Here is a 13,277-nt window from a genome sequence, read left to right as displayed (position 1 = left end):
ATTAGCGGAAGCACCGCTGTTTGAAGAACCATTGTTCTTTTTACAGCGCGTGCTTTTTTTGTGTTTGGGCGATCATTGACGGGAGGAGGTGGAGTATGACGAAGCTGAAGCTCGTGCTGCTGGATGAGGACGCATATTTTAGCGATATGCTGGCGGTGTTCATCCGAACAACCGATTACAGTGAAAGGTTTGCCGTGCAGCGATTTACTTCCAGGGAGTCGGCGATGCACTATGTCGCGCGGGAAAGGGAACCGTTCCTGCTGCTGGTCCACGAAGCCTTCCTGCCCCTTCCAGATCATGTATTTGAACTAAGGGCAGGAAGCATGATGGTGCTTAGTGAGGCGAATGGCAGCGGCGGAATTGTGGAATACCCGGTTCTATTCAAATACCAGCCCCTGGATCAGATGTTGTCCACGGTAAGCGGACATTACAACGAATTATGCGAGGCTGCACCCTTGCATGGCCAAAGAGCTTCCCAAATCATCGGATTGTACTCGGCTGTCGGCGGCACCGGCAAGACGGTCGCGGCTTCCCATCTGGCAAGGCATTGGGTGCAGCAAGGGGAGAAGGTTATGTGCGTGTCCCTGGAGCAGCAGCCCTCCTATGCTTGGTATCCCCAAGAGATGCTTGCCGGAGGCCTGTCGGGAGAGGATCCCTTTGCCGAGCTGCTCTACTACATCAGAGCCCAGCCTAAGCAGGTGCCTGCTAAGCTGGAGCAGGTGAAACGCAGACATCCGCGAGGCAGGTACGATTATCTCATCCCTTCTTCAAGCTGGAGGGAGCTGTTGGAATGGCAAGCGGAGGATGTAAGCGTACTGCTGGAATCGTTAGCGATTTTAGGGGGATATGATCGCATTGTTCTCGATTTGGACTCTTCCTTCCACCCCTCGAACCTGGAAGCAATACGAAGATGCGATGCCTTGTATTGGCTTTTGCTGGACGATGTGGTGCATTTGGACAAGGCTGCGCTCTGCCTCGAACGCATGGGAGCGCAGCTTGGCATACGGGAAGGAGCTTCGCTAGGGGAAGACGTCATCTTTGTACTCAATAAGAGCAGGGGTGTTGTTTTGAACGTTGGCTCGGTCCAAGGCTTTCGCCTTAGGGGAGAGCTCCCCTATATTCCCGAATGGAAGTCGGTTGATCGGGTGGAGGAGTTGTTTTCCGTTGCCTTGGCGGAAGCATGGGGACGAATTGTTTCACGGAAGGAGGGAATGGTCAAGTCGTATGTGGTCAATGGAAACGAAGCAAGAGCTGAAGGCCAGAATCCAGGAGCAGCTGGATCTCGGGCAGTCATTGACGGATGAGCAGCTGCTGGGACGGATCGAGCAGGAGGTGTTCGCTTACTCCAGGCTAAGCTTCTTAACCGCGGGTGAAAAGGTGCAGGGCGTGCGGGAGCTGTTTCACTCCTTTCGCGGGCTTGATGTACTGCAGCCGCTGGTGGAGGACAAGACCGTGACCGAGATTATGATCAATGCCCATGACCGAATCTTTATCGAACGTGCCGGGCATGTCATGGAAACCTCCCTCCGTTTCGAGAGCAGAGAGAAGCTGGAGGATGTCATTCAATCCATCGTGGCTAAGGTAAACCGGGTTGTGAATGAGTCTACTCCCATTGTGGATGCCCGTCTGGCGGACGGTTCCCGCGTGAATATCGTGCTTCCGCCGATCGCTCTCAAGGGCCCTGCCATGACGATCCGTAAATTTCCGGAAAAGCCGTTGACGCTGGAGGATTTGATCCGCAAGGACGCGCTTTCCGAGGAAGCGGCCCAGCTGCTAAGCACCCTTGTTCGGGCCAAATACAACGTATTTATAAGCGGGGGAACCGGCTCGGGAAAAACGACCTTTCTCGGCGCGCTTTCCCAATGCATCCCTTCAGATGAGCGAATTATTACGATTGAGGATTCGGCTGAGCTGCAAATTACGGGCATACCGAACCTGGTCAGTCTCGAGACTCGGAATGCCAATACGGAGGGCCGGGGCGAAATCTCGATCCGAGAACTGATTCGTTCCTCGCTGCGGATGAGGCCGAATCGAATCATTGTCGGGGAAGTCCGGGGGGCCGAGGCGCTGGATATGCTGCAGGCTATGAATACGGGGCATGACGGCTCGTTGTCGACGGGCCACTCGAACTCTACTGCAGATATGCTCAGCCGTTTGGAATCGATGGTGCTGAGCGGAGCACCTCTGCCGATTGAGGTCGTTCGAAGTCAGATTGCCTCCGCATTAGACATCATGGTCCACCTGTCAAGGCTCCGTGATAAATCGCGACGTGTGACCGAAATCAGTGAGGTTATCGGTCTAAACCAGGGAGCGATTGTGCTTCGCCCTCTGTATCGATTCGTTGAATCAGGCGCAGCAGTGGATGGACGAGTTCAGGGAGAGCTGCAGTGTACCGGTCAGAAGCTATTTCACACGGATAAGCTGGTGATGGCCGGCCTGCAGCTTCCAGAGGAAGGAGGTCTATCATGAGCTTGCAGCTTCCAGCTCGAGCTTCCGCGAAACCGGCAGCCGATGCGGCAGCAAGAGGCTCGCTGCCCGACTATCGACAGTACGCTTTGTCCACCCGGCAGCGTTTCCTATCAATGTTAATCGGGTGGGCGTGCATGGGAGTTACGGCCTGGATTTTCTACAAAAGCATCTGGATGGTTCTGCTGTTCATTGCGGCGGGCTCGCTTTTTCCGGAGTGGAGACGCAGACAGCTGCTCAAGAACCGCAGGGCGCAGCTGCAGCTGCAATTCCAGCAGCTCATGGCTTCCTTATCCTCCTCGCTTGGTGCGGGCAAATCCATCGAATCCGCTTTTGCCGAAGCACTGACCGATTTGAGGCTGCTCTATACCGGTACGGAAGCGATAATCATTCGGGAGCTGGAGATCATCCTGCGCCGGATGGAGAACGGGGAAACGATTGAGCGTGCCTTGGCGAGCTTCAGCGAACGGGCGCAGCTTGACGATATCCGGCAGTTCACGGAGGTGTTCATTACCTGCAAACGGACAGGAGGCAACCTCGGCCAGGTCATGCGCCGCACCTCAAGCATTATCCAGGACAAGCTCGCCATCCAACAGGATATCCAAGTGCTGCTGTCCCAGAAAAGATTTGAGTCAAGGGTGCTCTCGCTGGCCCCTGTAGTTATGATCGCCGTGCTGGGGATGACGACGCCGGATTACATGGAGCCCATGTACAGCGGTGTGACCGGTAGGCTGATCATGTCGTTTGCTCTGCTCGTCTTCGCAGCCTGCTTCGTTCTTACGAACAAAATTATGGACATTAGGGTGTGAATGGCATGATGATGTATCTTTTGTTCGCTGTACAGGTTGCGGGAGCTGCGGTCGTCTACGCAGCTGCTTCGAAACGCTACACCGGGTGGATACGTGACCATCCTCCGCATCCGAACCGGATTTGGCTCGCGCCGATCGGCTTATGGCTGCTTGACCTGATTCGTCCTGGAGACCGGCTTCCGGAGCAGGTGGGACGCGTACACCAGATCATGGTAGGTCTTAACGGTGCTAAGGCTGCGCCAGCGCAAACACGCTGGTTTTTGGCCAAATCGGCCGAGGGGATGACCATTGGGGTTATGGCCGCTACGCTGCTTGCTGCAGCTGCCGATAATTACGAGCTGTTGGCTTACGGAGCCCTGCTCAGCTTACTGCTCCCGATCGTACAGTACCAGCAGTGCAGCCGGGAGCTGAAACGAAGAAAGCTCGATATTCTGATTTCTCTGCCGGAGCTGCTGAATCAATTGATGCTGCTGACAGGAGCAGGAGAAACCGTGCCCCAGGCGCTCATCCGCATTGTGGAGGGTAGGCAGCAGGACAAGGATCCGCTCCTGCAGGAGCTGCTTCCCGTAGTGCAGGTGCTTCGAATGAACGGTTCCTTTGCCAAAGGCATGGAGGACTTCAGTAAGCGGTGCGGACTGCAGGAGGTTTCTCTGTTTACGACGACGCTGCTCTTGAATTATAAACGGGGCGGCGACGATCTGGTCATGTCGCTGCGCGAGCTTTCCGTTACCCTTTGGGAGAAGCGCAAGGCGGTCGCAAAGACGCTTGGGGAGGAAGCCTCGTCGAAGATGGTGTTTCCGATGGTTTTGATTTTTTTCATGGTGATGGTGGTTGTGGCCGCGCCCGCTATGCTGATGATGAATTTGACTAGTCCTTAGAGGAGGAATACAAATGCAGTGGATGCAATTAAGCTGGAAAAGGTTTTGGAAGGAAGAAGACGGATTAGGCACGTTAGAAATATTACTTATCGTAGCTGTTCTACTGATTATAGCGATCGCGTTTAGAAAATGGATCATGAAATGGGTGAAGGCATTGTTTGATTCGGCGGACGCGCAAGTGACGAATCAAACCGGTACGGTCGGCACGGACGCTACGTCGATCAGCCCTGGCACAACACCGTAAATGCGTCTGTGGCGCGAGGTCAAAGGGAGTATCACGCTGGAGGCCTCTCTTGTTCTCCCCGTCATCCTGTTGTCTTCTTGTACGCTGCTGCTGCTCTCGCTTTTCGTATACAAGCAGGCAGCCCTGCAGCAAAGGGCGGAGCTCGCGGCTGAGCGTACGGCTTATGCCTGGGATAACAGCAGAAAGGAGCTTGCAACGGGAAGTGTCGCGGCAGGTCAGCATGATAGCCTCTACTGGCGTCTTACCCAGGACAATGTGTTGAATTTATTTCAGTTTCTGCTGCCGACAGGAGCGGTAAAAATAGCGCTCCCTTCTTCAGTGGAACAAGGCATCGGTCAAGAGCCGAAAGGGAAGCTGTTGAAAACGGCCGATAGTCTGGAGGGCCATTGGTCCGGGGAATTGTCTTACCGGAACCTGGGACTGCTCCGCTCGGCCCAGGCTGTGCTCCGTTCCGGCTTCCATGCCCCCTTGGCCGGACCGCCGCGGCAGTTGGAGGCACTGGCCACCTCCTATGTGATCGATCCCGTGGAGACGATCCGGCTGGTTGACCTAACGCGGACATTCGTCCAGGAGATACAAGGAAAAATGAAGCCGAGGCGGGCACTACAGCTGATGACGGATCCTAAATCGGTGCCCGACGAGCCGGTGCGAATAACAAGCCATGCCCAAGCGGCAGCACATCTTAGAACGTTGGTTGGGGGTCAAGCGACGACGCTTCAGGTGAATCCGACCACCAAGCGGGAGGTGGATGCGCTCGATGCGCAGAGGGTTGCTCATCAAGCGTTTTACACCTTCAACGAGGCGCAGCTGAGGCAGAGCCAGATGCCCAAGGATGTGGAGCTTTTGAAGAGCGGTCAACAGGTTCAGGGAGTCGTTTGGCATTTTTTCAAGCTGTCGAAGCAGCAGAAGGTGAAGCTTTCCCAGGGACTAAAGCAACAACTGGAAAGACAAGGCATTGTAGTCATGATTCATGAATGAAGGGGGGCTGTATTTGCTCCGTAGTGTGCAGCGCTTCTGGAAAGGGCAGCAAGGCTCGGTTTCGGTTTATTTGGTTCTGATCATTGTGCCGATTTTGCTCTTCTGCGGCGTCCTGATTGACGTCATAAGGTACAAGACGGCGGCAAAGGAGGGAGAACAGGCGGTAAAGGCGGGATTGCGATCGTCCATGTCCGCCTTCTCGCCTCAGCTTCAAAGCTACGGTCTGTACGGACTACCTTCGGAGGAGGAGGGGGAAGCGGTAATTTTTCCGCGTGTAGTAAGCGCCAATCTATCGGATGCCGTCGACTCCAGCCGCTTCCGTTTTATCGACCATAGGCTGGAGGAGGGGACGGCGAAGACGACGCCGGTATACTCGCTTGCCAATCATCAGGTTCTGAAGCGGCAAATTCTTGAGGAAATGAAATATCGTGCGCCCATGATATACACGCTGGAAATAAGCGATAAATTCAAAAAATCAAGCTTGCCCGTTCAGCTGAATCAAGCGTCCGGCTTCGGAGAGAATGCTGCCAAGATCGAAAAGCTGCTGGAGGAAAGGGACCAGGAGCTGTCTTCCGCTTGGGAAGTGCTGGAGCAGCTGCAGCATAAATCGTCGGACATGCATCCTTTTTATAAAACTCAGCTTAGGGATTTGAATGAGCTCAGCGGGCGAATCGGGATTCATACGATCGAGGACGTTCGCGCCACTCTACAAACCGCTAAGCAGCAGGTGTCTGCACTGCAGGAGCAAATTCGGGGCATCGATCTGTCACTGATGTCGCTTGCCCAAGCGGGTCCTGCGGCCGTTCAGTCCATCATTGCCCTGAATGAGTCTAAAAACGCGCTTATGCAGCAGCTTTCGGAAGCAACGCAGCTGGTATCGCAGTATGAGCAGCTTCTGAGCGATTTGCTCCAATATGCGAAGCTGCTGGCCATGCTGAAGCTAAAGGCGGCTCAAGATCAGAAGGATCTTGCGGGACTGCACGAAGCGTTCAAAGAAGCTATGGGGCGGGCTAAGCAGGCTAACGATCAGTTGAATACCGAGCTGCGGCGCATTCAAGGAACTGCTGCGGGCTCATCGTATCCGTCGAATGCGGCATTTCAGAGCATCATGCTTGTAGAACGCTCCGAGCTTGAGATGTATGAAACCGATGTAGGAGCAGCAGTTGCCTTATTCTCCGGTTTGGAGGTGCAAATCGGGGACGGACTCATGTTTACGCAAGCAAAGTACAGCTCTACCGATTCGGCGCTGGAGTCGTTTCGACTGAAGCTGCACGAGGTTTACACAAGGGAGCAGGTCAAGGAGAACGAGCGGGCGTCAAGAAGCTCTGCGAATCAAAGCGCCAAACGGGAGCAGCGGAGACAAACGCAAGCGGTGCTGGATCAAGTGAAACGAAGCATGGGCGTTTGCAGCTTAACGGACAGCGTCGATCCCTACGGATCCAGCTATCAGGAGCTTCAGGGCGATCCGAGTCGCGGGACAAAGGGCTATTACCAAGCCTATTTGGCTCTTAATGCCGCATCGGGCGCTTTGCAGCCGGTGCCCGAGGTAGAGCTAAGCCATCCGGACCGAGCCGGCTTGGGAGCGTTGAAGCTGTTTACCGGCCTGGAGGAATTTTTTACTGACGTGCGCGATGAGTTTTATATCGATGAATTTGCCGTCAGCAAATTCAGCTACCGCACCCTGGGACTAGAGAAGGATACTCAGGGGAAGGTGAAGATATCCAAGGAGCTGTCAGCTCCTGAGCAGCACGTGCTCGCCAATCAGGAGCTGGAATATTTGCTCTATGGAGGCGGCTCCTGTGCGTCGAATTATACGATGGCCTATGCAGAGATGTTCGCGATACGCCTGGCGATCGGCACCACAGAAGCGCTGCTGGAGCCGCGTAATGAAGCATTGGCGGCCGGATCCCCGCTGTTGGTTTTTCTAGCCGCCTTGGCTGAAGGAGCCGTCCGAGCACAGCAGGATATGTTTAAGCTTCTCCAAGGGGAGGAGGTTCCCTTGTCACGTAAGCTCAGCGGAGCTATTACACTCAGCTACAAGGACTACTTGAGATTGTTTTTGCTGCTCCACAGCAAGGACAAGGTGATGCTATCCAGGCTGCAGGCGCTGGTTCAACTCAATACGGGGCAGGATCTTTCGAAGGCTGCAACGTACTTATCCGGAAGAGCAACGACATCCATCCGCTTATGGTTTTTACCGGAAGTCATGAAGCTGATCTCACGGACAGGGTTCTCGGGCTGCGATATGGATAGGAACCGCTGTAAGCTAACCAGCACAGCTGATTTTACTTACTAAGGGGAAAAGCGTATGCAAAAGCGGCAAGCGGAGGAGGGAAGCATGGTCGTAGAGGCGGCGCTGGTGATGCCCTTCTTTCTGACCTTAATCATGCTGCTTGTATCCTTCATTCAAATTTCATTGGCGGAAATGGCGCTTCAATCCGCCGTGTCGGAAACCTCCAAGGTCATCGCCTCCAATATGTATCCGGTTCGCCACCTATATTTGCAGGGGCAAGCCCGATGGCAGCAGAGCGCCGCCGGTGTATGGCTGGAGCAGATCGTCTCGCAGGTGCAGACTGCGAGACAAACGGTGACCGATGCGGAGGCATTTGCGGAGGACTATGCCCAGTGGATCCCTGAGCCATTGCTCATGGCGGTCAAGTGGGAGAAGGACCGGAGAGAGAAGCTGGAAGCCCTAGGGCAGGACGCAGCTCAAACAGTGAAAGACCGCGTCAACGAGGGACTTCGGGACGCAGCGACTCCCATTGTGGCGTCCTTTGCCGACGATCGCAGACTCCGGCGCGAGAAACTGAAGGTAACGAAGCTGGTTTTTCCAAGCTTTGAGAATATGGGGGAGGCCTATCTGGTGATCGAAGCGCAATACGAGCTTACTTTGCACATTCCCTTTTACCGCAAGACGATCTTATTGAAAAAACAAGCCATGGAACGAGCTTGGATCGGAGGTGCCGGATGATCGCTTATGGCGTGGCTGGGGCCCTCATCTTAATTGCCTTTTACAGCGATATCCGTACCCGTAAAATATCGAATGGACTCACGGTGACATGTTTCGTCTTTGGGCTGCTGGTGCATCTTTACCTTAGCGGGTCTAACGGGTTGTTGTTTTCCTTGCTTGGCGCCGCCGCCGGGTTTGTTCCCATGCTCATGCTGTATATGAGCCGCGCGGTGGGGGCAGGCGATGTCAAGCTGTTTGCCGCACTCGGCGCGCTGATTGGGACGGAGGTGACGCTGCAGCTCGTTTTTGCATCACTGATGGCTGCAGGTATAGTAGCGCTGCTTATTCTCCTATGGAGGAAGGAACTGGTTGTTCGTGGTCAGCGGCTTCTGTTTTCCATGTTTCGCATCGGCGTTTTGCATGACAGGGAGGAGCTCAGAGGCGTGGTCCGTGCTGATGGGTATCTGCGGTTTCCGTTTATGTGGGCGGTGCTGCCCGCGTCAATAGGTCTATATTTTCATATGACAGGATGAGGAGGCTCATGCGTGAAGGAGCAGCTGTACGGCTTGCAGGTTGATTTTACCAACGAACACGGACAATTTATGGTCTTATCCGATCGGGACGGGTTAGTACAAGAGCAGCTGAATTCGTTTCAAGTCAAAATGCTCACATGGAATCGGCTTCCGAGGCTATTGCCGCTCCAGCTTGACTCCAGAGACGGAAACATTCATCTGTATTATTCGATCGAGGGCAAGAGGATGCTGTCCGCATGGTTGAGGCAGGAGAGCTTAACCTTAAAGCAATTTTATCAAGTGCTTTATACACTCGCTGAGGTGCTGGACGACAGCAGAGCCTGCATGCTTCAGCCGGGAAGATATATCTTAAAGGAGGACTACATTTTTTGCGGGCACGGGCTGGATGATCTTTATTTGACCTATATCCCCAAGGAGCAGCTTGAAAATAAAGGCTCGATTTCATCCGATTTGCAGCATCTGGCTTCTCGCCTTGTTTACAGGGTGAAGGAGCTTACGGGCAGCGGATTTCAAGAGCTTATGAGCTATTTGCAGGAGGAATCGTTTTCGGTATCGGAATTGAAGAAATTGCTGCACAAGCATATTGCCCAACTGGAGGAACCGCACAACATTGTAAATCCCAACCCAAAGCCCCGGACATTCACCTCTCCGCAGCCTATGTATGAAGAGGAGCTGCACCGCCAAACACCTATAACGGCTTCACCTATGGGCGCGGTGACAGCAGAATCGTTTCTGCAAGAGGAGCGTGCGGACGATTCAAAGAATAAGATTAAAAGACAATGGCTTACCGCAGCCATGTTTGTATTGCTCCTTGCACTCATCTGGCGCTTGTATGCCGAGAATCCGACGGAGCTTTACCTGTATCTATGCTCAGGTATAAGCCTGATTTGTGTAGGATTGGCGTATGTTCTATTCAAAAAACTCTCCTCCTCTGCCGTATCGACGTTGCCGGATGAGCCGTTCGAGCCCTTTTTCTTCGACGATTCACACTCAAAAGCTGCAGCAATAGGTCACACGCCATCGATCCCCTTGGCTCAGGATGGCGCTCCGGACAGCTCTCAGCATACCGTGCTGCTGGCGCATTCCCAAGCCACCGTATTGTTATCCCCGTCCGACATAATAGTAGAGAGCTTGTACCCTCGGTTGGAATACATAAAGAACGGGAAGCAAGAGCAGGTGGAGCTTCGAAAATCAAATTTCGTCATCGGTCGCGCCGGTGTCGAGGTAGACTTTGTGCATGAGGACAAGGGGGTGTCTCGAATCCATGCGGAAATCATCCGCGAGAACGGCGTATACGCGGTGAAGGACTTGGGATCCCGCAACGGAACGATGCTGAATGGCACAGCTTTGGTGCCATACAGGGTGTATTCTTTGCAGGATGGTGATATAGTTAAGATCATACGAACTGATTTTACGTTTCGAATGGGGTCTTAACACGTGAAAACCAAAATTGCGGTTCACTGGCAATATGGAGCGGCCACTCATTCCGGCTGGTTCCGCACGACGAATGAGGACCGCTCCTTGCTGCGGATGGGTACTACGGCTGCCGGCATGCCTTATGCCGCCGCTGCCCTCGCGGATGGCATCGGCGGCGTAGGGGATGGCAGGACAGCCAGTGAAACGGCCATGCTGGCCGTGAAGCAATGGCTGGATGAGCGGCTTCCGCAGCTTCTGGAGGACAAGCACCCGATAGAGCGGGTGGAGTCATCCCTGCAGGGACTGTTCCGGGCAATTCATCGGCTGCTGCTTGAACGGGGAACGGAGACGGGAACAACGCTCGGGACTACGTTAACCGTGCTATTTTTGATGGACGAAACCTTTCTTATTGCGCATGTTGGGGATTGCCGCATTTATTATATTCCTTGGCGCGGAGGACTTAAGCGGCTGACGAAGGATCATTCATGGGTATCGGAGCAGATGCGAAGAGGGAGAATGACCCGCAGTCAAGCACGTACGCATCCCAAAAGACACGTGCTGGTTCAGACGCTTGGCGTGCGTGTGGAGCCTAGTGTTTATATCCGCCGCGGAATGTACACCCCGCGCTCCGTCTTTTTGTTCAGCAGCGACGGCTTCCACGACCGCTTCACCGATTTGAAGCTGTCGGAGCTGCTGAAGTCTGCAAGGGAACCGGACCGTGATCTTCAAGAGCTTGCGGATGAGCTGCTAGATAAGGCACTGGACAGACAAGCGGAGGACAACATCAGCCTTATGCTCATCAGCCCTATGACACGGACCTGTACGGATTGGGTACGCTGGACACGCCGTTTGATGAACGTCCACCGTCAAGTGAAAAAGTTATTGGAGCTTATTCCGGTCTACCTTCGAAAGTGATATAATAGAATTTCATTTACGTTACTATTGGATAGCCAGGCTGCCACGCCCAATAAGAAAGCCGCTCCTACAGGAGCGGCTTCATGATCATAAGCCAAAGCATGATGAAAAGGACGAACAAATAAATGTACATCGAACGGCTTAGCTTGACTACAAGAGCACTACGGTCGTGATCCGGCTCGCGGAGCCGCCGCAGCGTGGGTGAGAAGGCCCGAGCAAGAAAGAACAGGGAAGCGAATAGGACGACGAACGTTCCGAAGATCCACGGTGTCGTCCAAGGCCATTGACCGATCCACATAAGCAGCAAACCGGAGAAGACGAGGACATGTCCGGTATGCTTGGACAGTCTGACGACATATTGAAACGAGTCCAAATAAATCGGCAGCTGGGTATCGTCCGCCGTTCGCAGCTTGCGAAGCATGGGGATCAGCACAAGGAACGGCCCTACGGCTGCAAGAGCGCTTAATACATGAATGAAGACGAGCAGGGAGTAGATCATTGTCATGGTTACAATTGCCTCCGGAGAAGTGGATAGAAAAAAACAGTGTAGCGGCGCTGGCAACTACACTGTTTTTTGTGTCATGTTAGATCGCGCGGAATTCGTGAACCCAAACCTTCATCTGCGGCATCCAAGGCATGCCGGCATGCATCGATAAGATATAGTTTTTGTACTCTTCGAGGGAGCTGTAGCCTTCGGATTTAATGTTCTCATCGTTAAGCTCGCCCAGGGATTGCTGATACACGCTGGTAACCTCGAATTTCTTTCCTTGAAGCTCCATAATTTCGCCGATATCGGCATAACGGCCGTTTCTGCGTGTAGCGGTTTTCTCGCCGCTCAGTACCTTTTGGATGTCGGCATCAACAGTAATCATACGCTCGATCGAGCATGTTTTTGGCGGCAATGTTGTTTCAGACACAGGACTCATCCTCCTAGAACTTAATCACAAGTAGCTTACACGAAAAATGTCGACTATGCAAATGCTGGAACAGGTGGAATCCAGCCGGAAAGGATGATCCAAATGAGAGCGTTTCAAGACCGAATCAACAAGCCCTACGTACGGCAGCTTCTTGCGCAGCTGCTGAATACACCAAGCCCTAGCGGTTACTGCAGACAGATCATGTCTATGCTGAAAGAAGAAGCCGCCAAGCTGGGGTACCCAATGACGTTTACGCCAAAGGGCAACGGCATCATCACGGTACCGGGGCAGCAGGATTCCCGAGCGATCGGGTTATCCGCTCATGTCGACACGCTGGGGGCGATGGTCCGCTCGATCAAGCCGGACGGAAGAATCCGGTTCACCTTGATCGGCGGATACATGATGGGCTCCGTGGAGAACGAGTATTGTATCGTGCATACCCGGAACGGGCATACGTACGACGGGACCATCATGACGACCAAGCCGTCAGTGCATGTATTTCCTGACGCCAGGGATTTCAAGAGGGATGAGGAAGCCATGGAGATCCGTCTGGACGAACGGGTGACCTCGGCGGCCGAGGTGAAAGCGCTTGGAATCAATGTCGGAGACATCATCTCCTTCGATCCGCGTACCCAATTTAAACCGAATGGGTACATCAAATCCCGCCATTTGGACGATAAAGCGGGAGTTGCCGCTCTTTTCGGTCTGCTGGAGCTATTCCAACGAGAAGATATAAAGCCCGCATATTCGCTTCAGCTGCTAATCAGCACCTATGAAGAAGTAGGACATGGAGCAGCTTGGATACCTCATGAAATCGAAGAAATGATCGCAATCGATATGGGCGCGATGGGTGCGGATCTCACTTGTACCGAATACGATGTGTCCATTTGCGCTAAGGATTCCTCGGGTCCCTACGATTACGCAATGACTTCGAAGCTGATCGAGCTGGCTAAGCGCGACGGTCTGAGCTATGCCGTCGATATATATCCGCAATACGGCTCCGACGCCTCTGCGGCGCTTCGCGGGGGAAGCAACATCCGGGCGGCTTTGATCGGTCCCGGAGTTCATGCCTCTCATGCCATGGAGCGTACCCATGAGGAGGGCATCATGAATACGATTGCTTTGCTTGCAGCCTATGTAACAGAGCCCGCGGAGCCATACAAGATCTAAT

14 protein-coding genes are annotated in these 13,277 nt (G+C 53.6%); 12 read left to right on the top strand and 2 right to left on the bottom strand.

Annotated elements, in window-relative coordinates; all coding sequences use genetic code 11:
• Positions 1–95: 95 nt before the first annotated feature.
• The 11 genes from RAC89_RS01760 to RAC89_RS01710 are packed head-to-tail and all read left to right on the top strand — an operon-like array spanning position 96 to position 11,189.
• Positions 96–1,304 carry a P-loop NTPase family protein gene (locus RAC89_RS01760; protein ID WP_306611368.1) on the top strand — a complete coding sequence of 403 codons (1,209 nt, stop codon included), beginning with the start codon at positions 96–98 and terminating at the stop codon, positions 1,302–1,304.
• The gene (locus RAC89_RS01755; RefSeq protein ID WP_306611367.1) at positions 1,225–2,469 is read left to right on the top strand and encodes a TadA family conjugal transfer-associated ATPase; all 1,245 of its coding nucleotides are present in this window, start codon (positions 1,225–1,227) and stop codon (positions 2,467–2,469) included. The genes RAC89_RS01760 and RAC89_RS01755 overlap by 80 nt, the downstream gene beginning before the upstream one ends.
• Positions 2,466–3,275: a type II secretion system F family protein gene (locus RAC89_RS01750; RefSeq protein WP_306611366.1), complete on the top strand. Its 810-nt coding sequence runs from the start codon at positions 2,466–2,468 to the stop codon at positions 3,273–3,275. The genes RAC89_RS01755 and RAC89_RS01750 overlap by 4 nt, the downstream gene beginning before the upstream one ends.
• A 5-nt stretch (positions 3,276–3,280) precedes the next feature.
• The gene (locus RAC89_RS01745; protein WP_306611365.1) at positions 3,281–4,153 is read left to right on the top strand and encodes a type II secretion system F family protein; all 873 of its coding nucleotides are present in this window, start codon (positions 3,281–3,283) and stop codon (positions 4,151–4,153) included.
• Between the two features lie 13 nt (positions 4,154–4,166).
• The gene (locus RAC89_RS01740) at positions 4,167–4,397 is read left to right on the top strand and encodes a Flp1 family type IVb pilin (RefSeq protein WP_306611364.1); all 231 of its coding nucleotides are present in this window, start codon (positions 4,167–4,169) and stop codon (positions 4,395–4,397) included.
• A complete protein-coding gene (locus tag RAC89_RS01735) occupies positions 4,398–5,375 on the top strand; it encodes a hypothetical protein (protein WP_306611363.1) in 978 nt (325 codons plus the stop codon).
• 13 nt (positions 5,376–5,388) lie between these two features.
• A complete protein-coding gene (locus RAC89_RS01730) occupies positions 5,389–7,671 on the top strand; it encodes a hypothetical protein (RefSeq protein ID WP_306611362.1) in 2,283 nt (760 codons plus the stop codon).
• A 12-nt stretch (positions 7,672–7,683) separates the two neighbouring features.
• The gene (locus tag RAC89_RS01725) at positions 7,684–8,346 is read left to right on the top strand and encodes a TadE/TadG family type IV pilus assembly protein (protein ID WP_306611361.1); all 663 of its coding nucleotides are present in this window, start codon (positions 7,684–7,686) and stop codon (positions 8,344–8,346) included.
• Positions 8,343–8,858 (top strand): A24 family peptidase, encoded by a 516-nt coding sequence (locus tag RAC89_RS01720; protein ID WP_306611359.1) that lies wholly within the window; start codon positions 8,343–8,345, stop codon positions 8,856–8,858. The genes RAC89_RS01725 and RAC89_RS01720 overlap by 4 nt, the downstream gene beginning before the upstream one ends.
• Positions 8,859–8,870: 12 nt before the next feature.
• Entirely contained in the window at positions 8,871–10,292 is a 1,422-nt protein-coding gene (locus tag RAC89_RS01715) for a DUF6382 and FHA domain-containing protein (protein ID WP_306611358.1), read from the top strand.
• Positions 10,293–10,295: 3 nt separating this feature from the next.
• Positions 10,296–11,189, top strand: coding sequence for a PP2C family protein-serine/threonine phosphatase (locus RAC89_RS01710; protein WP_306611356.1), 894 nt, complete (start codon positions 10,296–10,298; stop codon positions 11,187–11,189).
• 67 nt (positions 11,190–11,256) lie between these two features.
• Here the strand turns inward: RAC89_RS01710 and RAC89_RS01705 are convergent, their stop codons facing one another.
• A complete protein-coding gene (locus tag RAC89_RS01705; RefSeq protein ID WP_306611355.1) occupies positions 11,257–11,694 on the bottom strand; it encodes a hypothetical protein in 438 nt (145 codons plus the stop codon).
• A 79-nt stretch (positions 11,695–11,773) separates the two neighbouring features.
• Complete coding sequence (locus RAC89_RS01700) at positions 11,774–12,115, bottom strand: ASCH domain-containing protein (protein WP_284639878.1); 342 nt, start codon at positions 12,113–12,115, stop codon at positions 11,774–11,776.
• Between the two features lie 93 nt (positions 12,116–12,208).
• Here RAC89_RS01700 and RAC89_RS01695 point away from each other — a divergent pair, with 93 nt between their 5' ends.
• Positions 12,209–13,276 (top strand): M42 family metallopeptidase, encoded by a 1,068-nt coding sequence (locus tag RAC89_RS01695; RefSeq protein WP_306611353.1) that lies wholly within the window; start codon positions 12,209–12,211, stop codon positions 13,274–13,276.
• Position 13,277: the final 1 nt, after the last annotated feature.

This window comes from Paenibacillus sp. GD4, from assembly GCF_030846225.1.
In the GTDB taxonomy this organism is placed as follows: Bacteria; Bacillota; Bacilli; order Paenibacillales; family NBRC-103111; genus Paenibacillus_G; species Paenibacillus_G silviterrae.
Note: the sequence above shows the minus strand (reverse complement) of the source record. Positions and strands in the feature narration are given on the sequence as shown.